Below are 22,423 nucleotides of genomic sequence, written 5' to 3'. Positions count from 1 at the left end.
TGCCGCACCCAGGAGGCTTTGTTGGCCCCACGAGGCATTGTTGGACCTAGGAGGCCTTGGCGGAGCCCAGGCGTTCCAGCACGCCGCGCACAACCGCCCTGTCCGTCGTCGCCCAGAACGGCGGAAGCGCAGCCCTCAGAAAACCGCCGTAGCGTTCCGTCGACAGCCGTGAGTCAAGCACGGCCACGACTCCCTTGTCTCCCGTTGAACGGATAAGGCGCCCAGCGCCTTGTGCCAAGCGGATGGCGGCATGCGTTGCTGACACGGCCATGAAGCCATTCCCGCCCGACTGGGCGACTGCCCGGGAGCGGGCAGTCATCAGGGGATCGTCGGGGCGCGGGAAGGGAATGCGGTCAATCACCACCAGGCGGCACGAACCACCCGGCACGTCGACGCCCTGCCAGAGTGACATGGTGCCAAACAGGCAAGTGTCCGGCTCATCTGCGAATTGCTTCACAAGGGCAGCCATGGTGGATTCGCCCTGGCAGAGAATGTCCATGTCAAGGCGCAGCCGCATGGCGTCGGCGGCTTCTTCGGCAGCTCGCCGCGAAGAGAAGAGACAAAGCGCTCCCCCGCCGGATGCCCGGATGAGGTCTTCGAGCTCATCGAGAGCCTCGGGCGAGGTCCCACGCCCCGGCTTGGGCAAGTGCTTCGCAACATACAGCACCCCCTGTTTGGGGTAATCAAAGGGCGATCCAACATCAATCCCGGTCCAGCTCGGGGCGCCGTCGCCGATGAGGCCCAGACCTCCAGCCGCCGGTTCGAAGGCAGAGCCAATCGCCAGCGTGGCGGAGGTGAGCACCACGGTGTGGCCCGCGAAGAGGCCTTCGCGCAGCCGTCCCGCGACGCTGAGTGGCGCGATGTTGATCAGTGCCGGTGCCGTTTCGTCAGGCTGCGAGTAACCCTGTTGGGGGTCGAAGGTGCTGTTGCGGGAAAACCAGACCACTTCCCGGTTCTCCTTGGCGGCCAGCATCCGCTCGCACAATTCAAGAATGAGCATGAGCCGTGAGCGAGCGAGCTGCCTGCCGCCGTCGACCGCGTTGGAAGAGTCGGTCTTGGAATCTGAGAGCGCCGCGCGGGTCGCATCGCGTAACTGGTCAAGGCAGTCAAGCTGTTCGTCGTTGAGCCCACTGGCCAGCAACCCGTTGGGCACCCCTGCGATGGCCATGTCCAGGCGCTCCGCCGCAGCGTTGACGGCATCCACCGTGATGGCGGTGTGCTTGCGTGCGCTTGAGGCCGCGGCATGAACCATGGCCACAGACAACTGGCCCGAGACCGCGCCGGTCACGCGATCCTGCAGCTCGTGTGCTTCGTCCACCACCACGACGTCATACTCAGGCAACACAGCCAGCCCTTCAAAGGCGCTGACGGCAAGCATGGCGTGGTTGGTGACGACGACGTCGGCCTCACCCGCGCGGGACCGCGCCAACTCACTGAAGCACTCTTCAGCCACCGGACACTTCTGCGCGCCGAGGCACTCCATGGAGGTCACAGAGACTTGCCGCCAGGCACGGTCCGTGACGCCGGGCATCAGTTCGTCACGGTCGCCGGTGGTCGTCTTTTCGGCCCACTCGCGAAGGCGGACCACTTCCTTGCCGAGCTGTGACTGCGGTCCGCCCATGGATGCCGCGAAGTGCGGCACGCTGGTGTCCTCGCCTAAGGAAAACAGCTGCCCCTCGGACGGCTCTTCGCTGGGGAACCCACCTTCCAGCTTCTGGCGGCAGACGTAGTTGGCCCTGCCCTTCACGAGCGCCACGTTGACGGGTCGTTCAAGGGCAGGGCTGATGGTCTCCAACAGCCGGGGAAGGTCCCGGCCAACAATCTGGGTTTGCAGTGCCAAGGTGGCGGTGGACACGAGCGTCGGTTTGTTGCTGTCCATGGAATGCGCGATCAACGGAATCAGGTACGCCAAAGACTTACCTGTTCCCGTTCCTGCCTGGACCAGCAGGTGCTCCCCGGTTTCAATCGCCCGGGTGACATGTTTGGCCATTTCGTGCTGGCCGGCACGGCTTTGACCGCCCATGCCGGCGACAGCACGATCCAACAGCTCGAGGGTGGCTTTCTCTCCCACCGATTCGACGGCGTCCGCCGCCACCTTCTCAACCATTGCTGACGAAAGACTCCAGTTCGGCTGCCAGGCCCTCGCGGACCATGACCACCACGCGGGTGCCGTCTTCCTCATGCTCCAGGTTCAGGATCTCCGAATCAGAACTGTGCAGCTTGCTGATCATGTCTCCCCGGTCGTAGGGAATAAGCAGCTCAAGCCGTACGCCCGGCCGCGGAATGGACTGGCTGATGTCTTCCAACAGCTCAGCGATGCCCTGGCCTGTACGAGTGGAAACCACCGCATGGCGGGGCTCCTTCTGCTTGAGGCGCTCCACGACGAAAGGATCCGCCACATCGACTTTGTTCAGGACGATGATCTCAGGAACCTTGCGGGCGTCCACTTCAGTGAAAACAGCCCGTACGGCAGCGATTTGACCTTCTGGGTCCGGGTGCGAGGCATCCACGACATGCAGGATCAGATCCGCGTCAGCAACTTCCTCCAGCGTCGACCGGAAGGCCTCAATCAGCTGCGTTGGCAGAGACCGGACGAACCCAACAGTGTCGGCCAGCGTGTAGCCAATGCCATCCGGAGTCTGGGCTTTGCGAACGGTGGGATCCAAGGTAGCGAACAGGGCGTTTTCCACCAGGACACCGGCGTCGGTCAAGCGGTTCAGGAGCGACGACTTGCCGGCGTTGGTATAACCGGCGATAGCGACAGAAGGAACAGCATTGCGACGACGGTTGGCACGCTTGGTCTCGCGGGCCGGCTTCATCGCGGCGATTTCCCGACGCAGTTTGGCCATCCGCGTGCGAATGCGACGCCGGTCCAGTTCGATCTTTGTTTCACCAGGACCACGCGAGCCCATGCCTGCGCCGGCTCCACCCACTTGGCCACCGGCCTGGCGGGACATGGAGTCGCCCCAGCCACGGAGGCGCGGGAGCAGATATTCGAGCTGTGCAAGCTCAACCTGGGCCTTGCCTTCCCGGCTCTTGGCATGCTGGGCGAAGATGTCCAGGATCAGGGTGGTCCTGTCCACGACCTTGACCTTGACAATGTCTTCAAGGCCGCGGCGCTGGGACGGTGCCAGCTCAGTGTCCACCACTACGGTGTCCGCACCGGTGGCGGCAACGATGTCCTTGAGCTCCTGGGCCTTGCCCGATCCCAGGAAGGTGCCCGGGTCCGGCTTCGTGCGGCGCTGGACCAAACCGTCAAGGACCTCGGAGCCGGCAGTTTCTGCCAGCGCAGCAAGTTCGCGAAGCGAATTCTCGGCATCGGCCAGGGTGCCTTCGGTCCACAGTCCGGCGAGGACAACGCGCTCAAGGCGCAGCTGCCGGTATTCGACCTCGGTGACGTCTTCGAGTTCAGTGGACAGACCTGCGGTGCGGCGCAGTGCGCGGCGTTCAGCCAGGTCTTCCTGGTCGCCGTCGTAAATGCTGTGTTCCTGGTCAAGCGTCGAAATCGCCTGCGCCTTGCCGAACACACCATTGGCTTCGTTGTCATCGGATGACGGCGCAGGTACATCCTTGGAAAGTATCCGGTCGATGACGGCCTGGATTTGTTCAGGACTCATGTCCTGGGCGTCGGAATCGGATCCGGAGTGCTTCTGGGTGGTCATGGTCTCCTTAGACTGTTCGGCAATTCCAGAATAGTGCTGTTTGTTGCTCAATGGGGCGCTATTCGCGCTGGGCTGACGGGCTTGGGGCAAAAGGGCCTCCTGTGCTGAACGGCCACCCGTGGCATGGGCAGCGGTTGCTGTGTTCCGGCGTGGTTGGATCCGCGCAGAGGTTCCTGGCGACCTGGAGACTGCACACTGCCCGCCTCGACCGTGCAACCGCAATGGTTGGCGGATCAGGAAGCTGACTGGATAGTGGGATCTTCAAGGAGTCCGTGACGGGAAAAAGCCAACGGATTGTGCCGGTAGGACCTGCCTGGCGGAAAGACCCGTGCTTGGCTGATGGCCAAGGCGGGCCTGCATCGCGGGCGGTGCCGTGCTCCGCCTGATGAACCAGGCGGGTTTCGGCTATTTACTCGAAGATCAAGAACATGCGTTCCACATTATCACCCGGTGTCAAACCACCCCTTGGCCGGGGCAGTTTCCCATGGCGCCGTTAGCCAACTAATCTGGCAAATTATGGAGTCTGCACACTATTTCACCGCCCAACCAGCCGGACCTTTCACCAGAAAGCCCCTCACGGTGGAACTCGCTGGAGCCACGCGCCAGTTGCAGACCTCCTCCGGCATCTTCAGCCCCGACGGCGTCGACAAAGGTACCGCGATACTCTTCTCGGAAGTTCCGCCGCCTTCGCCGCAGGGAAACCTCTTGGACATCGGCTGTGGCTGGGGTCCCATCGCCTTGACGTTGGGCTTGATGGCACCCCATGCCAAGGTGCACGCGGTGGACGTCAACGAACGGTGCGTCACGCTGACCAACGAGAACGCCGCGGCCCTGGGCTTGACCAACGTGACGGCGAGCCTCCCCGACGAGGTGGACGCCGGCGTCGAATTCGACACGATCTGGTCCAACCCGCCCATCCGAATCGGCAAAGATGAACTTCACTCGCTCTTGCTGAAGTGGATTCCCCGCCTTGCCCCAGGAGGCAATGCATGGCTGGTGGTTCAAAAGAACCTTGGCTCCGATTCCCTCCAGCGGTGGCTCGCCGGTGAACTGGACAGCACTTACACGGTTTCGCGCGAGAGTACGTCCAAGTCTTTCAGGATTATTCGGGTCAGGAAAGCGTCCCAGTAGCCACGATGACGGCAGGGCCGCTGAGCTCTACGTGCTCGCGACCGCCCGCGCCGGGGAAGAACTTAACGTCAACGACGCCGCCGGGAACCTTGACGTGCCAATCGTTCGGCGCCGTATTGCCGGCCCAGTGACGGATGGCGACCGCGGCGGCACAGGCACCGGTACCGCATGACTGGGTCTCCCCCACGCCACGCTCATGGACTCGCATGGTGATGGTGCCCACGCCCTCTTCAACCAGCGGCTCTGCAGGAACAACAAACTCGACGTTCGTTCCGTTGGCCGGCTTGGGATCAACCACCGGCGCTTTGAACAGTTGCGTGGCCGAAAGCTCGCTGATCTCCGCAAGGGCAACCACGGTATGTGGATTGCCCATGCTGACTGAGAGGCCTGGCCTTGCCACTTCCAGCCCTTCAGCGCTGACCAGGGCATCCATGGCCTTGCTGGTGGCTTCCTGCGGGAAGATGAACTCCCACGGGCCCATATCCACGGCATAGCCGTTGGCGGTGCGAACCACTTTCTTGATGCCGCCGCGTGTTCCGATGGTCAAAGTTTCGCCCGGACCCAGGTCCACCAATTTCTCGGCAATGAGGAAGTGGACAAAGACACGAACGCCGTTACCGCACATCTCCGAGAGGGAACCGTCGCCGTTTCGGTAATCCATGAACCATTCGGCGTCCGGATCCTTCTCAAGCAGGTCCCGGCCCTCAGGGAGAAAACGTGACGGGACGGCGCGGATAAGGCCGTCTCCACCAATCCCCACATGCCGATCGCACAGCTGTGCAACCTGCTCGGGAGTGATCTCGTGCGCGTCTCCGGGGTCGGCAATCAGGACGAAGTCGTTGCCCGTTCCGTGGCCCTTGGAAAACCCAAGACCGGTAAGGCTGGAAGCGGTTACGGGAGCACCGGCAGTATCGGACTGCGGGGCGGGAACTGCGACGGTTTCATCCATGGGACTAGGCTACCTTCCACGCATGTTCGGCCAGAAATTGCCCAGGCTACTGCGTGGCAGCTGCCACAGCCTTGGCCACCAAGCCGGGATCCTGCCAGTCGATCCAGGTGATGCGGGGATCTGCCCGGAACCACGTCAACTGGCGTCTGGCGAACTGCCTGGTGGCCACGATGGTTTCCTCCGCCGCAGCCGTGACGTCACTTTCGCCATCCAGAACCCTCAGGAACTGCGCGTAACCCAAAGCACGGGAGGCGGTCTTGCCCATCCGCAGTCCGGCAGCATCGAGGCGTTCAACCTCATCCAGGAGGCCGGCCTCCACCATCCGATGAACCCGCGTGGCCAGCCGCTCCCGGAGTACGTCCCTGTCCACGGCCAGGCCGATCTGCAGGGCAGGCTGGAAATACTCCCGCTGCGGCATGAACGAACTGAAGGGACGCCCAGTGAACTGGTGCACTTCCAATGCACGGATCACTCGACGGGCGTCTCCAAGGCGGGCCGCGGACACGGGATCGACGTCTTCCAGGCGGGCGCGCAGCGGTGCGAGCCCGCGCACTTCACACTCCTCTTCAAGCGCCCTTCGAATCATCGGATCAGTGCCGGGAAACTCCAGGACGTCCAAGGCTGCCCGGACATACAGTCCAGAGCCCCCCACCACGATGGCGCGTTTCCCCCGCGAGTGGATGTCCTCGATGGCAGCGCGGCATTCCTCTTGGAAGCCGGCCACGCTGGCTTCCTGTGTGACGTCCATGGTGTCCAGCAAATGGTGAGGTACGCCCTTGCGCTCCGCCACGGTGATCTTGGCCGTGCCAATATCCATGCCCCGGTAGAACTGCAAGGCATCGGCGTTGATGACTTCACCGTCCAGGGCCAACGCGAGGTTGACGCCCAGATCTGATTTGCCGGAACCGGTGGGTCCTATGACAGCAATGACAGGCTGGGGTGTTTCCTGAGGGAAATCCGACATGTGATCCGGAGGTCCGCAGCTAGGCTCGGCGAACCGGCAGCGCCGGCATGCCCAAGGACACCCCGGCCTTGCCGGAGGGCGATCCCGGGGTTGGGACCCCACAGGAATCAGCCTGGGAACGATCCCACGCATCACCAGCGCGGGAACGCCGCAAAAGATATTCCTCTGTACTGGCAGGATCCGCGACAAGGTGGAAGGCGGCTGCCTCTGTGACGGTGACTGTGACGAAGTCGCCCGGACGGGGAGCCTCAGCCCCGGCCGGCACGGAGAAGTGGACCAGTCGCTGGTCCTTGGACCGACCGGACAGCCGATGGGTTTCCCCGGCTTTTCGCCCCGATTGGGCGGTCACAAGGATTTCAACCGTACGCCCCAGCTGCTTGGCGTTCTCCTCTGCGGCGATACGGTCCTGGAGCGCAGTCAACCGTTCAAAGCGCTCTTGTACGACGGCTTTGGGGAGCTGCTCAGGCAGGTCCGCGGCCGGCGTTCCGGGACGTTTGGAGTACTGGAACGTGAAGGCCGAGGCGAAACGGGACTTCTCCACGACATCAAGGGTCGCTTGGAAATCCTCCTCTGTTTCACCGGGGAACCCGACAATGATGTCCGTGGTGATGGCTGCGTTCGGAATCCGCTCACGGACCTTGTCCAGGATCCCGAGGAACCGGCTGGACCGGTAAGAACGCCGCATGTCCTTGAGGACCTTGTCCGAACCGGACTGCAACGGCATATGCAGCTGCGGCATCACGTTGGACGTCTCAGCCATGGCATCGATAACGTCGTCGGTGAATGCGGCCGGGTGCGGGCTGGTGAAGCGGACGCGCTCCAGACCTTCGATCGCACCGCAGGCGCGCAGGAGTTTCGAGAACGCCTCACGGTCGCCGAATTCCACGCCATAGGAGTTCACGTTCTGACCCAGCAGGGTCACTTCCACAGCCCCGTCGTCCACCAGGGCCTGTATTTCGGCGAGGATCTCCCCTGGACGGCGGTCCTTTTCCTTGCCGCGGAGAGAGGGCACTATGCAGAACGTGCAGGTGTTGTTGCAACCCACGGAGATGGAAACCCACCCCGAGTAAACGGAGTCGCGCTTCGTGGGAAGGGTTGAGGGGAAGACATCCAGTGACTCGAGGATCTCAAGTTGTGCCTCGTTGTTGTGGCGGGCACGCTTCAGCAAGGCCGGCAGCGCGCCGACGTTGTGGGTTCCGAACACGGCGTCAACCCACGGCGCCTTCTTGACTATGGTTTCCCTGTCCTTTTGGGCCAGGCAACCACCGACAGCGATCTGCATGCCCGGGTTTTCCGCTTTGACCTGCCTCAGTTGGCCGAGGTTTCCGTAGAGTTTATTGTCCGCGTTTTCCCGAACAGCGCAGGTGTTGAAAACCACCACGTCAGCGGGCTCACCCTCGGCGGGCACGTAGCCCGCGTCCTCCAGGAGTCCCGCCATGCGCTCTGAATCATGGACGTTCATTTGGCAGCCGAAAGTGCGGACCTGATAGGTCCTGGGCTTATCCGAAGGAGTGGTGGCAGCTGCTGGGGAGGGAATGGTCAAACTCACTACTCAAGGGTACCGGCTTCTGCCAGCACCTCACCGACGATTCTGAAGGCCACGGACGGGGCGTAGCCCTTGCGTGCCAACATGGATGCCAGCCGGCGCGTGTATTTGTCCCGCTCCGCACGATCCGCCAGGTCGACGCCTGGCCGCAGCTTGCGCTCAACAAGCTCGCGTGCGGCCAGTTCCTCGTCTTGATCGCTGAGCTGCGACAGGGCCTCTTCGGCCGCATCCAGTTCAATACCCTTATCAGCCAACTCGCGACGAAGTGCGCCCTTGGCAAGTTTCTTGCTTTGCGAACGACTCCGGACCCACATCCTGGCGAACTCTGCATCATCGATCAGCTGGACCTCTTCGAACCGGTCCAAGACCGCTTCGGCAACATCCTGGGGAACATTTCGTTCTGCGAGTTTGCGGGCCAGCTGCAGCCGGCTCCGCGGCGCCATCGTCAATTGCCTCAGGACGATGGCACGCGCCACGGATTCGGGGTCAGGCTCGGGATCGGCGGATACGGACGAATCCGGATCCGGCCCTCTCCTAACCGTCAACGGCCTTCAGCTTCGGGGAGTCTTCCTCCGGCTTGACCCCAACGCCAAGCTTTTCCTTGATCAGGCGCTCCAGCTCCTGGGCAAGCTCAGGGTTGTCCCGCAGGAACCGCCGCGAGTTCTCCATGCCCTGGCCCAGCTGATCGCCGTCGTACGTGAACCACGAGCCGGACTTCTTGATGATGCCATGCTCGACACCCATGTCAATGATGCCGCCCTCACGGGAGATGCCCTGGCCGTAGATGATATCGAACTCGGCGATTTTGAACGGCGGAGCCATTTTGTTTTTGACGATCTTTGCCTTGGTGCGGTTACCGACGGAATCCGCACCTTCCTTCAATGTCTGGATGCGGCGAACGTCGATGCGCACGGAGGCGTAGAACTTCAGCGCCTTACCACCCGTGGTGGTTTCCGGGGATCCGAAGAAGACACCGATCTTTTCACGCAGCTGGTTGATAAAGATTGCGGTGGTCTTGGTCTGGCTCAGGCGGCCCGTGATCTTACGCAAGGCCTGGCTCATGAGACGGGCTTGGAGACCAACGTGGGAGTCGCCCATTTCGCCTTCGATTTCGGCGCGGGGAACCAATGCTGCCACGGAGTCAATGACCACGATGTCTAGCGAGCCTGAGCCCACCAGCATGTCCATGATTTCCAGCGCCTGCTCACCGGTATCCGGCTGGGAGACCAGGAGTGCGTCGGTGTCCACGCCAAGCTTGGCAGCGTAGTCCGGGTCAAGGGCGTGTTCGGCGTCAATGAAGGCCGCGATGCCACCGGCTCGCTGGGCGTTGGCTACAGCGTGCAGCGCAACAGTGGTCTTACCCGATGATTCCGGGCCATAGATTTCCACGACGCGGCCGCGAGGCAGGCCGCCAATGCCAAGGGCGACATCCAGTGCAATGGAGCCGGTAGGGATGACCTCGATAGGAGCGCGGGTGTCATCACCCAGGCGCATGATGGAGCCTTTGCCGAACTGCTTGTCGATCTGGGCAAGCGCTGCTTCGAGCGCCTTCTCACGATCCGGGGTTGCCGCCATGGTTCACACCTCTGATGCTTTCTCGCTGTGGAGTGGCCCGAAGGGCCGCTTTCCTGTCTTGTCAGACGCTATTACGCTGCACTGACATTTTTCCAAGCCGACTCCGGCTATGTGGACAACCGGGCATTCCGGATGCCCGGATAAGCGGCCTTCAGGATCAATTTTCCTCTCACAGGAGCATATCCCCATCCGAACAGATATTCGAACAACGGCCCGGCGTGTCCCCACCGCCGCGGGGGTTCCGATCTCAGCTCGAGGCCGGCTTGATGTCCCGACCCAACCTGCGCTCCGGAGGTACGTCCTGGACTTCGCATACGGCCAACCACACCTCGCGGGGGTGGAAACCGGAGGCCAGCGCCTCCACGGCAGTACGTCCACCAACGCCGGCGAGTACCAGGGAGCCAGCCAGGACACGGGAATAGCCTGCCCCGAATTCATCGTCCATCAAACGCCAAAAGTCACTTGCCCTCACGGATAGAGTCTCTCACGGAGCCGGACTCTAGAATGGTTGCCATGAGCAATCCTCTCCCGAGCACGCCCGATCAGGCCGTGCCAGGCGACGCCGTGGATGACGCCCTCCAGCAGGTGGAACACCAGCTGAGCCTGCTCTGGCGCCGCGCCCGATCGATATCCCATCAGTTGTCGCGCCAGGTCCACCCTGACATGGAACCGGCCGCCTACGGGCTGCTTACCGTCATCCGACGGGAAGGCCCCATCCGGCTTACGGACCTCGCCACGTGCATTGGCGTAGGCAAGCCGTCCGTGAGCCGCCAGATCGCCTTCCTGGAAAGCATCGGCCTCGTGTACAAGGAAGCGGACCCGCAGGACGGCAGGGCCCAGTCCATCCGCCTGACGGACAAGGGCGAGGAAAAGATGCACCAGGTCCAGGATGCCCGCAGGCAGGTCTTCCGCGAACGGCTGGGCGAATGGCCCCTGGAGGATGTTCAGACGCTTGCCGACTACATGGGCAGGCTCAACGCCATCTACGGCGACGGCGTGCTCAATGTCAAGGAACCGGAAACAGACGCCCACGACAAACCAGCAGGCGATTGCCGGTACCCTGCGCCAACCGCCCCCTCATAAAATCCAAACCACCACGGTCCCCAGCAATTGGCGGGGGACCTTCGTCGTAATTCTGGTGGAGCGGCTACCGGGCCCCGGAGAGCATTCCCTGCGGGAAGTCGTCCGTAAGGTCCAGGTCGCGACCGTAGCGCTGGGAGAATTCCTGCGGAACGGTGTCCGGTACGGCCACGCCTTCGGCAACGGCCACGCGGTCGCTGACTTCGCGGAGCATGTGGGACAACGGAACATCCAGGGCTGTGCAGATAGAAGACAGGAGCTCGGAAGAAGCCTCCTTCTGGCCGCGTTCAACTTCACTCAAGTATCCAAGTGAGACGCGGGCGCTGTGCGAAACCTCGCGGAGGGTACGGCCCTGACGCTGGCGGACATCGCGCAGTACATCACCGATCTCGTGGCGTAGTACAACCATTTTGCGCTCCTTCTGTTCGCTCTGTGCCTGATCAGCCAAGCCCACATCCTTCCAGCGGACAACGCCGTTTACGGATACGGGCTGCTTTACCATCTGTATCGCCTTGCTCCCTCGTTCATCCGGTTCGCTGGCTGGCGGACCGGGTTGGTTTCTACATCCTAGGCGCCCCGGCTCTTCCGAAGCGACACAATGACACAACTATTGGCAATCAGTTTTTGTTCCCGGCTACTTTACGAACGGTAACCAACGTCGGTCAGCGCGGCAAGAAGGCGCGCCAAGGCAGCGTCCCGGGCCTGCTCCCGGATGGACTGCCGGTCACCTGAAAACCCATATTCGAAAGCTTCGGTTCCAGAGTCGGTGGCTATCCCAACAAAGACCGTTCCCACCGCTTTGCCATCGTGGGACTCTGGACCTGCGACGCCGGTAGTGGATATCCCCACGTTGGCAGCGCAGGCTCGACGGGCGCCGTCGGCCATGGCCTTCGCAACGGCACCGTCAACGGAACCGACGACCGCAAGCAACTCCTCCGGGACACCCAGGACGCCTGCTTTGACGGAGTTTTGATACGCGACTACGCCGCCCTGAAGCATTCCTGAAGCGCCCGGCGTGCTGGCCAGTGCAGCGGCCACCATTCCAGCGGTCAGCGACTCAGCAGTGGCCACCGTCACGTTCTTCGCGATCGCGGCGCCGACGACCGCCGTCGCGGTTTCGCCCCCACCGTCACGGGACGTCACGCGCGACGTCCCGCCGCGCGGAGCTTGAGTGCCTGGATGACATATTCGACGCCGGTCCACAGAGTGATGCCAAGGGCCAGCATCATGACCCAGAAGGCGACGTCACCCAGCCAGGGGGCGATCGCCTTCAGCGGAAGGATGTACAGGAAAATTGCAACGGTCTGGACCACGGTCTTCAGTTTCCCGCCACGGGAGGCCGGCATAACGCCGTACCGGATGACAACGAACCGAAGTGCGGTAATCCCCCACTCCCGCACCAGGATGAGGATGGTCACCCACCAGGGCAGCTCCCCGAGGATGGACAACAGCACCAGGGCGGAACCAATGAGCAGCTTGTCCGCTATGGGATCGGCGATTTTGCCGAAGTTCGTGATGAGGCCACGCGCCCGGGCGATGTCGCCGTCGAGCTTGTCCGTGTAGATGGCTACCGCAAAGGCCACCACGGCGGCCCAGCGCCAGAGCCCGTACTCGCCGTTGTCCGCCAGCAGGAACCAGACGAAAAAGGGGACCAGGGCGATGCGGAGCATCGTGAGGATGTTGGGCAGGTTCCAGACATCGGAGCTGCTGGAAGTCGCGTTATCACCCTCGGCTGTAGTCACTCCTCTAGGCTACCGTCTTTGGGGCGTCCGCCTTTTGAGTTACCGCCCCGTGAGCGACCAGGCGTCTTCGCCGCCTTCATCGTCGTCATCGGGGCCGTCAGCGCCGTCGTAGTACTCAACGGCCTGCGTCCGGTTGTCCAGGTCCGCCTGGACCAAATCCTCAGCGTAACCGCCGACGGCGATGTTCGAGTTCGCGTTGTCGCTCAAGGCCGCTGTGTGGGCGTCAGGCGCAGCTGGTGACTCCTGGCCCTTCATCGCTGCCAGAACGGCCGCGAGGTCGTCGGGTTTGACCAGAACGTCGCGGGCCTTGGATCCTTCGGAGGGGCCCACGACGCCACGGGATTCGAGGAGGTCCATGAGGCGTCCGGCCTTCGCGAAGCCCACACGGAGCTTGCGCTGGAGCATCGACGTTGATCCGAACTGCGTGGTGACCACAAGCTCGGTCGCCTGCAGCAGGACCTCAAGGTCGTCTCCGATGTCGTCGTCGATCTGCTTCTTCGGGGCTTCGGCAGCGACGTCGTCCCGGTACACAGCTTGAAGCTGTCCCTTGACGTGTTCCACAACTTTATGGATCTCTGATTCCGTGACCCAGGCACCCTGGACACGCATTGCCTTCGAGGCGCCCATCGGCAGGAACAACGCGTCACCCTGGCCGATGAGCTTCTCTGCGCCCGGCTGGTCCAGCACGACGCGGGAGTCTGTCACGGACGAGGTCGCAAAGGCCATACGGGACGGCACATTCGCCTTGATCAGGCCCGTGACAACATCCACGGACGGGCGCTGGGTTGCCAGGACGAGGTGGATACCGGCGGCACGGGCAAGCTGGGTAATGCGGACGATCGAGTCTTCGACGTCGCGCGGGGCCACCATCATAAGGTCGGCGAGCTCGTCCACGATCACCAGCAGGTACGGGTAGGGCTTGATGATCCGCTTGGAGTCCACTGGCGGCACCACCTTGCCCGCACGGACTGCCTTGTTGAAATCGTCGATGTGCTTGTAACCGTAGTTGGCGAGGTCGTCGTAGCGGGCATCCATCTCACGAACCACCCATTGCAAGGCCTCCGCGGCCTTCTTGGGGTTGGTGATGATGGGCGTGATCAAGTGCGGGACACCCTCGTAGGCCGTGAGTTCCACGCGCTTGGGGTCCACCATGACCATGCGCACCTCGTCCGGGGTGGCGCGCATCAGGATGGAGGTAATCATGGAGTTCACGAAGCTCGACTTACCAGCGCCGGTGGCACCGGCCACGAGCAAGTGGGGCATCTTGGCAAGGTTGGCCACCACGTAGCCGCCCTCGACGTCCTTGCCGACTCCCATGACCATGGGGTGGTCCGTCCGGCGGGCATTCTGGCTGCGCAGAACATCGCCCAACGAGACCGTTTCGCGGTCCGTGTTGGGAATCTCGATACCGATGGCGGACTTGCCGGGAATGGGGCTCAGGATACGGACATCACTCGAGGCGACAGCGTAGGAAATGTTCTTGGACAGAGCAGTAACACGCTCCACTTTGGTGCCCGGAGACAGCTCGATCTCATAGCGGGTCACCGTAGGACCACGGCTGAAGCCAGTCACTGCGGCATCCACGTTGAACTGGGTGAGAGTGTCCGTCAGGGCGGCGACGACGGCGTCATTCGCTTCCGTGCGCTCCTTCGGAATGGAGCCGGGCGTCAGATAATCAGAGGCCGGAAGGGTGTACGTGACATCCCCGGCGAGTGACAGCTGCTCCGTGCGCTGCGGAATCGGAGCCTGCGGGAGCGGCGCGCCGGCCGGCTTCGCGGGGACCTGGGCGATAGTGGGCGCAGGTGCCATCATTTCCGGAGTGATGACAGGGATAGCCTCGGTGGGGTTGTCGATGCCGGGGGCAGCTCCAAGGCCCTGGGCAGCTCCAAGGCCTTGGGCGGCCTTGATTTTCCCGACGGCGATCTCCGCCTGGGTAGGGCGCCGTACGCCCGGCGGAACCCGCGGCGCGGACGCGCCGGTATCTTCGTCGTCGTCGACTATTGCATGCTCGAAAGCCTCGTCGCCGACGTAGCCTTCCAGGCCGGCGTCGGGTTCCTCGTCCTTGCCGAAGAGGCGCATGCGCTTCTTCTTCTTGGGCTTGGCGGTCCCGTCATTCTCGTAGAGGTAGCTCCGGTCATGGGCGTCCTTGCCGGACTCGTCCAAAAGATCAACGCCCATGAGGTGCTCATACGCGCCCCGGATCCGGGCGGGAATGGCGCCGAACGGGGTGGCAGTGACGATGAGGAAGGAGACAAATGCCAACAGGCTGTAGAGGACCACCGGAACAGCGACGTGGATTGCAGCCAAGGGCGCTGCGGCGAGGAAGCCCAGCATGCCGCCTGCCCGGCGGAGGCCGTCGAATCCATCCGCCACTGTGGGCAGGCCACCAATGACGTGGGCCAGGCCGGAACCGGCCAGGGTCATGATCATGAAGCCGATGCCTACGCGGTTATTTCCCCGGCCATCCTGGGGCTTCCGGAACAAGCGGAAGGCGCAGACAAAAAGCATGAACGGCAGAATCAGGGACATCCAGCCAAACGTTCCGTTGACCACACTGAAGACGATGTCCGGGAGCCAGCCCGTGAGGCCCCACCAGGCGAAGGTGGCGATCGTGATCCCAAGTACCAGGTTGAAAAGGGCTGCGCCGTCGCGGCGATCCGCTGGGTCGAGGTCGCTCACGTCGTAACCGATGCGCCGCACCCCGGCACCGACCACGTGGCCTATGCCCTGCCAGAAACCCGAAAGCATGCGCAATGGCAGCGGAGCCTGGGGTTCGACGGCGGCTGCTTGCTTGGCGCGGGCAGTGCTTCCCCGGCCGTTCCTGGCTGCGGCTGCGCTGCTTTTGGATGCAGCTCCGCCCCGGCCTGTGCCGCCGGATTTACTGCTGGAGCTGCCTCGTGGCGTGGAGGTAGTACGGGTCGCCATACGTGCCACGGTACCGCAAGGGGGCCTGAAATCCGCGGATTTCAGGCCCCCTTGGGAATGCATGTTGCTTGCGGGCTACGCCTCCAGGACCACCGGGATGATCATGGGGCGGCGGCGGAGCTTGCGGTTGACCCACGTGCCGATGATCCGGCGCACCACCTGCTGCAACTGATGGTTGGTGTGGTCTGCGTGATTCAGCACGGCTTCTTCCAGCGCGGCGTTGATCTTGGGAATGATCTCATCGAAGACAGAGTCGTCCTCCGCCACGCCACGGGCATGGATTTCCGGTCCGGACACGATCTTGCCGGTGGTGCGGTTGATGACCGTGATGATGGAAATGAAGCCCTCATCGCCCAGGATGCGGCGGTCCTTGAGGTCGGCGTCGGTGATTTCGCCCACGCTTGAACCGTCGACGTACACGAATCCAACCTCCACCTGCCCAACAATGTTGGCCTTGTGGTCCTTGAGGTCGATTACTGTGCCGTTGTCGCTGAGGATGATGCCATCGGACGGCACACCGGATTCCAGCGCGATGTTGCCGTTGGCGATCAGGTGGCGGGTTTCGCCATGCACAGGCATCGCGTTCAGGGGCTCGAGGATGTTGTAGCAGTACAGCAGCTCGCCAGCCGCTGCGTGTCCGGACACGTGAACCTTCGCAGTGCCCTTGTGAATCACGTCTGCGCCCAGCTTGAGGAGGCCGTTGATGATGCGGAATACGGCGTTCTCGTTGCCGGGGATCAAGCTGGAGGCCAGGATGACGGTGTCACCCTGTCCAACTACCACCCGGTGGTCGCCGTTGGCCATCCGCGAAAGGGCAGCCATGGGCTCGCCCTGGGAACCAGTGGACATGAGGACCACACGGTCGTCCGGCATGTTGTCGATGTTCTTGATGTCCACCAGGATGCCGTCCGGCACGTCGAGGTACCCCAGCTTGGCCGCGATGGCCATGTTGCGCACCATGGACCGGCCCACGAAGGCAACCTTGCGGCCGTGCTTGGCTGCGGCGTCAAGGACTTGCTGGACCCGGTGAACGTGGGAGGAGAAGGAAGCCACGATGATGCGCTTCTTGGCCTGCCCAAACAGCCGGTCCAATGTTGGACCGATTTCCCTCTCTGCCGTGGTGAAACCTGGAACATCAGCGTTGGTGGAATCGGCCATGAAAAGGTCCACGCCCTCTTCACCCAGTCGCGCGAAGTGCCGGAGGTCCGTGATGCGGCCATCCAGCGGCAACTGGTCCATCTTGAAGTCGCCAGTGTGGAGTACCGTGCCGCCCTCCGTCCGGATGAAGACTGCCAACGCATCCGGGATGGAGTGGTTGACGGCTATGAATTCGCACTCGAACGGGCCAAACTGCTCCACCTGGCCCTCAGTAACGGTCAGGGTATACGGCTTGATCCGGTGTTCCTGGAGCTTTGCTTCCACCAAGGCCAGGGTGAGCTGTGATCCGATCAGGGGAATATCGGCTTTGAGACGCAACAGGTAAGGAACGGCACCGATGTGGTCCTCGTGACCGTGTGTCAGCACGACGCCTACTACATCCTGGAGGCGGTCCTCGATGTACGAGAAATCGGGCAGGATCAGGTCGACGCCCGGCTGGGTCTCTTCGGGGAAGAGTACGCCACAGTCAACGACCAGCAATTTGCCGTCGATTTCAAAGACCGCCATGTTGCGGCCGATCTCTCCCAGGCCACCGAGCGGAACAATCCGCAGTGTGCCTTTCGGCAGTTTCGGCGGCGTAACCAGTCCGGGAAGGGCGGTTTGGGTCATATTGTGCTACTTTCCGGCGGTACCGGCCTAGACGTTGAAGTCCATTCCGGCTTCCGCCAAATCCCCGCGGATGATTTCGATCTCGGCCGCGTCCGGCTCCACGAGGGGCAAACGGACAACCGAGTTGGGCAGGACTCCCTGCCACTTGAGAATCTGTTTGGCGGCTACTGCGCCCTGGACCCGCGTCATGGTTCCACGAACCACCGGTTCCAGTTCAAAGTTGATGGTCCTCGCCGTAGCGAGGTCGCTGGCGTTCACGGCGTCGATCAGGTCACGGAAGCGACGCGTGGCCACGTGGGTAGTGACGCCCACCAGGCCGACGGCGCCCAGCGCCATCCACTGAAGGGTCAATCCGTCATCGCCGGAGTAGAAGAGCAGGTCCGTCTCAGCCATGACACGTGTCGCGGCGGCGAAATCTGCCTTGGCGTCCTTAACTGCCACGATGTTCTGGTGCTTGGCCAGGCCGATCATGGTTTCGGGAGCAATCGCAATGGAGGAACGGCCCGGGATGTCGTACACCATGACGGGCAGGTCCGTTGAGGAGGCAATCGTCTCGAAGTGCGCGCGGACGCCGGCCTGGCTTGGTTTGTTGTAGTAAGGGGTGACGATCAGGAGGCCGTCGACACCTACCTCTGCTGCGCGCTGGGACAGGTGGACGGAGTGGGCAGTGTCATTGGTGCCCGTTCCGGCAATAATGGCAGCCTTGCCGCCGACGGCTTCTTTGACCGCCCGGAACATGCCAAGGTTCTCATCGTCCGTGAGCGTTGAGGTCTCGCCAGTGGTCCCCGTGACCACGAGTCCGTCGCAACCGTCCTGGACGAGCTTCTCTGCCAGTGCGGCTGCTTGCTCATAGTCAACCTTGCCGTCCTCGGTGAACGGGGTGACCATGGCGGTCAGGAGGGTACCAAGGGCGGGACTGTGGGCGCGCGAGTCAGACATAAGAAAAACGTTACCCTGTCACGGGCTTGTTACAAGAATGGGTTCCGCGTGATGGTCCTCATGCTTCGCCGCCGGACCTGTAGGCGTGGAGGCGGGACCGGTCCAATGCCACCACGGCGACCTCCGTTCCAGTGCCGGCCGCCTGGGCCAGGGCCGCACCGTCCGGACCCCACGCCCCGCTGAGCCCACAAGAGGTACCCAACGGGGTTTGCCCGCCAAGGTTGGCCAGCAAACCGAACATCCTGTGGTCCATGGAACGGGCGCCCATATGGAGGCCGAGACGAAGTTCATCACCGCTCGAGTACAGGGCAGACACTGCATACACGTCCGCCTTCGCCTCAGCTGCGGCCCCGGCGTGGGTCGGATAAGCCGCATCGGCGCAAACAGCGAGCGCCACCCGCCACCCGTCAATATCGACAATTCCCGGGCCGCTTCCCCGCACAAACAGCTCACGCTCTGCCCCATGCAAGTGCGTCTTGAAGACGGCTTTGACGGTACCGTCCGGGCCAATGATGAGCGAAGCCAGCCGGGGAGTCTGGTCGGCGTCCCGCCAGGCTGCTCCGATAATGGCAGTGGTTTGCGTGCGGGCACAGACGTCCCGGAGGGGCTGGAGCCTCGTATCACCGTCGCTCAGCCACGGTGATGGCCGACCAGAGGGACCTGTCCCCTCCAACACGCCCAGCTCATAACCCGTCAGTGAGAGTTCGGGAAAGAGAACCAACCGCGCGCCGCGGGCATGGGCTTGCTCCACTAGCGCCACGTGGGCGGCAACGTTTGCCTCCACCGCTTCTCCCCCGACACCCGGCAGCAACGCCTCATATTGAACGACGGCGGCCCGTAATGTTGCCGCTGCCGAGGGCTCTTCGCCTGGACGGGGCTTGGTCTCAACTGGCATGGCTTCAGATGGCGAACTATCCAGGTGCTGGGCCGGCAGGTGCATGGGGGCTTGCGGGGGCATCAGGGTCACCCGGCCAGCTTATTCCGCTGCAGCCCGATTTCCATCAGGCAAGGGGATCCCGGGCGTCCGCGCAGGCTGCTCTGAGCAATACGTTGCGACGGCCCGATCCTTGAGTTGCTCTGCCCAGGCCACCAAACGCTGCGAAGCGCGGACATATTCGAACAGCTCCAGCGGCGTCAGTGAATCCACGTCAGCCTCCGATAGCCTGCGGGCCAACTCAGGCCCCGGCGGTTGCTCGGCCAGGACTGTTCCTTCACGGCGCCACTGGGTGTCTTCGGGAGGTTCTCCCGCCACGAGTTGCCTGAACAGGAAGTCGACCACGCCGGGGCTCATCGCTTTCATGGGGCCGGCAAGGCCTTCGGGTGGCTTGGGAACATCGTTCATCCTGCCATGTTATTCGAACATATATTCGAAGACAAGGCCTTGGACGCCGGGCGCGGTCAGTTGTTCGCGTTGGCGACGGCCGCCAACTGTGGACCCAACCTGCTGGCCATGAGTCGGTATCCGTCGTTGTTCGGGTGCAATGTGTCGGGCATCAGTGCGGCAGCCTCCTCCGGAGTGAACACTTCCTCGCCATTCACCAGATGGATGCGGATGTCGCCGCGTTCGCGGATTGCCCGGACCACGCCTGTAAGTGCCCTCCTGTAGTCGGCGAGCGTCCACCCGGCCGCATTGGGCATGTCCTCCCGTGGAAGGGACAAAACGGGAGAGATAACAGCGATGGGAACGCCGGGGTGTGCCCGTCGGATGTTGCTGAGGAAACCCAGGACCTGGCTGGCGAAAGTCCGTCCCGAAAATGCGGCTACGTTGTAGGTGTTGATGCCCAGGCACAAGGAAATGAAGTCAGCGGGAAGTTGGCCGATGGTGCTCTCAGCTGCTGGGTCCAGTTGGCATTCGCCGCCAAATCCGAGTGACTGCAACTGCCAGCCGTACTGTCTTGCAACCAGCGCTGGCCATGCTTCGGAGGGCCCGTCGGCCTGCCTGCATTGGGTGATGGAACTGCCATAGGCGATCCACCGTTTGCCGGTTTCCGCGGTAACCTTCACGTCCTCGCCTTTCAGCGAAACCTCCAGCACCCTCAGGAAACCGTACTGTGGCAACCACAGTTGAACAGTTGATTGCGGAGGCAGGGCACCCAGATCGAGATCGTGGCTGACGCGGCCCGCGCTGGGCACGCGGTGGCGAAGGACGCCGTTCACCAGGACGTCGAACGGGGACCCATCTTCCGGACCTTCGGCTTCTATCACCAGATGCCCGGACGTCGCCGTCCATGTCGCATATATTCCGGCGCACATCCTGGCCCGCTCTTCCAAGCCATCCGTGGCCGGGGGCATGAACAGGGCACCGTCAAGGCGCCGGAACTGGTGCCAGCCGTCGGCGTCGTGGACGATCGTGAAGGCTCCAGCCCATTGGGCGTTGACGGATTCCATGCCATAGGACTCTACCGCTGCCCCGGCTCACAGTTGGCTATGAGACCATCGCAGCATGACTTCGCAAGAGACGGCGCCTCCGCGGAAAGCAGGCGGTGGCGGCACGATCTCCTCCCGGCTCACGGGGATAGACGCCGCCCGGGGTGCAGCGTTGCTTGGCATGATGTCCACGCACCTGGTACCAACGTTCGGGCCCTCCCCGCTGTGGGAGCCGACGATCGTGGGATTGGTGTTTTCGGGGCGGTCTGCAGCACTGTTTGCCGTCCTTGCCGGCATCGGCCTGGCACTGAGTACCGGTAAGCAGGAGCCACGGAAAGGCAGCGAACTGTGGGCCGCCAGGGGTGGCGTCGCCATGCGCGCCCTGGTGATTGCCGTCGTCGGCCTCACCTTGGGAGGCCTGGACGTCAACATCGCCGTCATCCTGGTGCACTACGCCGTACTTTTCCTGTGTATTCTTCCGTTCCTTGGCCTGCGGCTAAGGGCACTGTGTTTCTGGGCGCTGGGGTGGATCCTTGTCTCCCCTGTGCTGGCGTACCTGGTCCGGCCCCTTCTGTTGGACGCCACCCCTCCGCTGCAGCTGGGCCACAACCCGAACAGCGAGGACCTGGGGACGCCCGGGCGCCTTCTCGCCGACCTGTTCTTCACGGGCTACTACCCGGTGTTCCAGTGGATCTCGTATCTCCTGATCGGACTGGTGATCGGCCGTTTGGCGCTGACAACCGCGAAGGTCCAGTTGCGGTTGTTGACCACCGGAATCGTCGTGGCCACCGCCGCGAAGCTCGTCGGATTCCTTGCCATGGAGGCTTGGGGCGGCCGGGCCGCGCTGGAGGCGCTCCCCGGAACCAGAGGCTACCCGCTGGAGAGCATGCTTCAGGTCAACCTGACCGGGCTGGAGCAGACAGGCTCCTGGTGGTGGTTGGCCACCGCGTCCCCGCATGCAGGGACCACCCTGGACCTGCTGCACAGCGGTGGCACGGCGGCCGCTGTGGTGGGTTTCTTCCTGCTGCTCGGCACCGTGGCCGAACGCATCAAGTTCAACGTCCTCTTGGTGCTCAGCGGGCCGGGTGCCATGACGCTGAGCCTCTATTCAGCCCACGTGTGGGTAGTGTCCGGATTCACCAACCAGCCGCTGCCTGCAGGGTGGACCGACGAAGGCATGTATTGGACCCAAGCGCTCTGCGCCGTCGCCATTGGCGTGTGCTTTGCCTTGCTCCGGCGCCGCGGGCCTCTGGAATGGGCGGCCCACACGGCGTCGAGGCTGGGCAGCTACCGGCCCGCTGCGGTGGGCTGAGAGCGGAAGAGCTTCACGGCGTCGCGCATTGACGCCCGGGCGCGCTTACGGTCCCCTGAGGCATCGTAGGCGCAGCTCAGCCTGAACCAGGAGCGCCAATCGTCCGGCGCGGCTTCGGCTTCGGCCCGGTACTTCTCAAACTCGGCATCCGCGGCAGCACGGACAATCCGCCCACCCGGCGTACGCGGCAAAGTGTCCTCGGGCAAGCCGCCTTCAGCTTCCAGCACCTTGGCCATCTGCTCCGTGCGGGCGCCAAAGAGGAGCTCACGGATGAGGGCCCACGCACCAACTACGGGCAGGACCAGATAGGCCGCCCCAATGCCCTTGGCCACCAGGTTGGGGTCGCCGAGCAGGAGGAACGAACGCTGCACGGAGACCACCAGGTACAGCACCAACAGCAAGGTGATGGCGCCGACCCAGATTTTGGTGCGGTTCTTCTTCAACGACGTCCAAAAATTTCCCAT

21 protein-coding genes are annotated in these 22,423 nt (G+C 63.0%); 3 read left to right on the top strand and 18 right to left on the bottom strand.

Annotated elements, in window-relative coordinates; all coding sequences use genetic code 11:
• Positions 1–46 precede the first annotated feature (46 nt).
• Positions 47–2,107, bottom strand: a complete 2,061-nt coding sequence (locus LN996_RS05295) for an ATP-dependent DNA helicase (protein ID WP_231339169.1) — start codon at positions 2,105–2,107, stop codon at positions 47–49.
• Positions 2,100–3,662 carry a GTPase HflX gene (gene hflX / locus LN996_RS05290; RefSeq protein ID WP_231339168.1) on the bottom strand — a complete coding sequence of 521 codons (1,563 nt, stop codon included), beginning with the start codon at positions 3,660–3,662 and terminating at the stop codon, positions 2,100–2,102. The genes LN996_RS05295 and hflX overlap by 8 nt, the downstream gene beginning before the upstream one ends.
• A 516-nt stretch (positions 3,663–4,178) precedes the next feature.
• Between hflX and LN996_RS05285 the strand changes: the two genes are divergently transcribed.
• Complete coding sequence (locus LN996_RS05285; protein ID WP_231339167.1) at positions 4,179–4,793, top strand: class I SAM-dependent methyltransferase; 615 nt, start codon at positions 4,179–4,181, stop codon at positions 4,791–4,793.
• Here LN996_RS05285 and dapF read toward each other — a convergent pair.
• From dapF to LN996_RS05255, 6 genes are all read right to left on the bottom strand, one after another.
• Positions 4,774–5,742, bottom strand: a complete 969-nt coding sequence (gene dapF / locus LN996_RS05280) for a diaminopimelate epimerase (protein ID WP_231339166.1) — start codon at positions 5,740–5,742, stop codon at positions 4,774–4,776. The genes LN996_RS05285 and dapF overlap by 20 nt on opposite strands.
• Before the next feature lie 46 nt (positions 5,743–5,788).
• On the bottom strand, positions 5,789–6,706 hold the full coding sequence (miaA, locus tag LN996_RS05275) for a tRNA (adenosine(37)-N6)-dimethylallyltransferase MiaA (RefSeq protein ID WP_231339165.1): 918 nt from the start codon (positions 6,704–6,706) through the stop codon (positions 5,789–5,791).
• Positions 6,707–6,725: 19 nt separating this feature from the next.
• Positions 6,726–8,255, bottom strand: coding sequence for a tRNA (N6-isopentenyl adenosine(37)-C2)-methylthiotransferase MiaB (miaB, locus tag LN996_RS05270; protein ID WP_231339164.1), 1,530 nt, complete (start codon positions 8,253–8,255; stop codon positions 6,726–6,728).
• Positions 8,255–8,797, bottom strand: coding sequence for a regulatory protein RecX (locus LN996_RS05265; protein ID WP_231339163.1), 543 nt, complete (start codon positions 8,795–8,797; stop codon positions 8,255–8,257). Before LN996_RS05265 ends, miaB begins: the two co-directional genes overlap by 1 nt.
• Positions 8,787–9,827 (bottom strand): recombinase RecA, encoded by a 1,041-nt coding sequence (gene recA, locus LN996_RS05260; protein ID WP_090822488.1) that lies wholly within the window; start codon positions 9,825–9,827, stop codon positions 8,787–8,789. The genes LN996_RS05265 and recA overlap by 11 nt, the downstream gene beginning before the upstream one ends.
• A gap of 247 nt (positions 9,828–10,074) precedes the next feature.
• On the bottom strand, positions 10,075–10,272 hold the full coding sequence (locus tag LN996_RS05255) for a DUF3046 domain-containing protein (protein ID WP_231339247.1): 198 nt from the start codon (positions 10,270–10,272) through the stop codon (positions 10,075–10,077).
• A 68-nt stretch (positions 10,273–10,340) separates the two neighbouring features.
• Between LN996_RS05255 and LN996_RS05250 the strand changes: the two genes are divergently transcribed.
• Positions 10,341–10,910, top strand: a complete 570-nt coding sequence (locus tag LN996_RS05250; RefSeq protein WP_231339162.1) for a MarR family winged helix-turn-helix transcriptional regulator — start codon at positions 10,341–10,343, stop codon at positions 10,908–10,910.
• A gap of 64 nt (positions 10,911–10,974) precedes the next feature.
• Here LN996_RS05250 and LN996_RS05245 read toward each other — a convergent pair whose 3' ends face one another.
• The 9 genes from LN996_RS05245 to LN996_RS05205 form a co-directional block, all read right to left on the bottom strand.
• Positions 10,975–11,409: a helix-turn-helix domain-containing protein gene (locus LN996_RS05245; protein WP_014921288.1), complete on the bottom strand. Its 435-nt coding sequence runs from the start codon at positions 11,407–11,409 to the stop codon at positions 10,975–10,977.
• A 137-nt stretch (positions 11,410–11,546) separates the two neighbouring features.
• Positions 11,547–12,050, bottom strand: coding sequence for a CinA family protein (locus LN996_RS05240; RefSeq protein ID WP_231339161.1), 504 nt, complete (start codon positions 12,048–12,050; stop codon positions 11,547–11,549).
• Entirely contained in the window at positions 12,047–12,649 is a 603-nt protein-coding gene (gene pgsA, locus LN996_RS05235) for a CDP-diacylglycerol--glycerol-3-phosphate 3-phosphatidyltransferase (RefSeq protein ID WP_231339160.1), read from the bottom strand. The genes LN996_RS05240 and pgsA overlap by 4 nt, the downstream gene beginning before the upstream one ends.
• Positions 12,650–12,688: 39 nt before the next feature.
• The gene (locus LN996_RS05230) at positions 12,689–15,574 is read right to left on the bottom strand and encodes a DNA translocase FtsK (protein ID WP_231339159.1); all 2,886 of its coding nucleotides are present in this window, start codon (positions 15,572–15,574) and stop codon (positions 12,689–12,691) included.
• 75 nt (positions 15,575–15,649) lie between these two features.
• Positions 15,650–17,341, bottom strand: a complete 1,692-nt coding sequence (locus LN996_RS05225) for a ribonuclease J (RefSeq protein WP_231339158.1) — start codon at positions 17,339–17,341, stop codon at positions 15,650–15,652.
• Between the two features lie 27 nt (positions 17,342–17,368).
• Positions 17,369–18,280 (bottom strand): 4-hydroxy-tetrahydrodipicolinate synthase, encoded by a 912-nt coding sequence (gene dapA, locus LN996_RS05220; RefSeq protein ID WP_231339157.1) that lies wholly within the window; start codon positions 18,278–18,280, stop codon positions 17,369–17,371.
• Between the two features lie 58 nt (positions 18,281–18,338).
• Positions 18,339–19,238 (bottom strand): carbon-nitrogen hydrolase family protein, encoded by a 900-nt coding sequence (locus tag LN996_RS05215; RefSeq protein WP_231339245.1) that lies wholly within the window; start codon positions 19,236–19,238, stop codon positions 18,339–18,341.
• Positions 19,239–19,256: 18 nt separating this feature from the next.
• Positions 19,257–19,622: a hypothetical protein gene (locus LN996_RS05210; protein ID WP_231339156.1), complete on the bottom strand. Its 366-nt coding sequence runs from the start codon at positions 19,620–19,622 to the stop codon at positions 19,257–19,259.
• 56 nt (positions 19,623–19,678) lie between these two features.
• Entirely contained in the window at positions 19,679–20,668 is a 990-nt protein-coding gene (locus tag LN996_RS05205; protein WP_231339155.1) for a GDSL-type esterase/lipase family protein, read from the bottom strand.
• A 55-nt stretch (positions 20,669–20,723) separates the two neighbouring features.
• Here LN996_RS05205 and LN996_RS05200 point away from each other — a divergent pair, with 55 nt between their 5' ends.
• Positions 20,724–21,959 carry a heparan-alpha-glucosaminide N-acetyltransferase domain-containing protein gene (locus LN996_RS05200; RefSeq protein ID WP_231339154.1) on the top strand — a complete coding sequence of 412 codons (1,236 nt, stop codon included), beginning with the start codon at positions 20,724–20,726 and terminating at the stop codon, positions 21,957–21,959.
• Here the strand turns inward: LN996_RS05200 and LN996_RS05195 are convergent.
• Entirely contained in the window at positions 21,935–22,423 is a 489-nt protein-coding gene (locus tag LN996_RS05195; RefSeq protein WP_231339153.1) for a hypothetical protein, read from the bottom strand. The two genes, LN996_RS05200 and LN996_RS05195, sit on opposite strands and share 25 nt — an antisense overlap.

Origin of the sequence: Arthrobacter sp. AK01 (genome assembly GCF_021109375.1) — a bacterium.
GTDB lineage: Bacteria > Actinomycetota > Actinomycetes > Actinomycetales > Micrococcaceae > Arthrobacter.
This window is presented reverse-complemented; position numbering and strand designations above follow the sequence as displayed.

Excerpts from the sequence above, each read along its gene's own strand:
- LN996_RS05200 (WP_231339154.1), top strand. The coding sequence starts at position 20,724 with ATGACTTCGCAAGAGACGGCGCCTCCGCGGAAAGCAGGCGGTGGCGGC.
- dapA (WP_231339157.1), bottom strand. The coding sequence starts at position 18,280 with ATGTCTGACTCGCGCGCCCACAGTCCCGCCCTTGGTACCCTCCTGACC.
- LN996_RS05195 (WP_231339153.1), bottom strand. The coding sequence starts at position 22,423 with ATGGGAAATTTTTGGACGTCGTTGAAGAAGAACCGCACCAAAATCTGG.
- LN996_RS05285 (WP_231339167.1), top strand. The coding sequence starts at position 4,179 with ATGGAGTCTGCACACTATTTCACCGCCCAACCAGCCGGACCTTTCACC.
- LN996_RS05250 (WP_231339162.1), top strand. The coding sequence starts at position 10,341 with ATGAGCAATCCTCTCCCGAGCACGCCCGATCAGGCCGTGCCAGGCGAC.
- recA (WP_090822488.1), bottom strand. The coding sequence starts at position 9,827 with ATGGCGGCAACCCCGGATCGTGAGAAGGCGCTCGAAGCAGCGCTTGCC.
- LN996_RS05205 (WP_231339155.1), bottom strand. The coding sequence starts at position 20,668 with ATGGAATCCGTCAACGCCCAATGGGCTGGAGCCTTCACGATCGTCCAC.
- hflX (WP_231339168.1), bottom strand. The coding sequence starts at position 3,662 with ATGACCACCCAGAAGCACTCCGGATCCGATTCCGACGCCCAGGACATG.
- LN996_RS05295 (WP_231339169.1), bottom strand. The coding sequence starts at position 2,107 with ATGGTTGAGAAGGTGGCGGCGGACGCCGTCGAATCGGTGGGAGAGAAA.
- LN996_RS05230 (WP_231339159.1), bottom strand. The coding sequence starts at position 15,574 with ATGGCGACCCGTACTACCTCCACGCCACGAGGCAGCTCCAGCAGTAAA.
- LN996_RS05225 (WP_231339158.1), bottom strand. The coding sequence starts at position 17,341 with ATGACCCAAACCGCCCTTCCCGGACTGGTTACGCCGCCGAAACTGCCG.
- LN996_RS05210 (WP_231339156.1), bottom strand. The coding sequence starts at position 19,622 with ATGAACGATGTTCCCAAGCCACCCGAAGGCCTTGCCGGCCCCATGAAA.
- miaA (WP_231339165.1), bottom strand. The coding sequence starts at position 6,706 with ATGTCGGATTTCCCTCAGGAAACACCCCAGCCTGTCATTGCTGTCATA.
- dapF (WP_231339166.1), bottom strand. The coding sequence starts at position 5,742 with ATGGATGAAACCGTCGCAGTTCCCGCCCCGCAGTCCGATACTGCCGGT.
- LN996_RS05245 (WP_014921288.1), bottom strand. The coding sequence starts at position 11,409 with ATGGTAAAGCAGCCCGTATCCGTAAACGGCGTTGTCCGCTGGAAGGAT.
- LN996_RS05255 (WP_231339247.1), bottom strand. The coding sequence starts at position 10,272 with ATGGACGATGAATTCGGGGCAGGCTATTCCCGTGTCCTGGCTGGCTCC.
- LN996_RS05215 (WP_231339245.1), bottom strand. The coding sequence starts at position 19,238 with ATGCCCCCGCAAGCCCCCATGCACCTGCCGGCCCAGCACCTGGATAGT.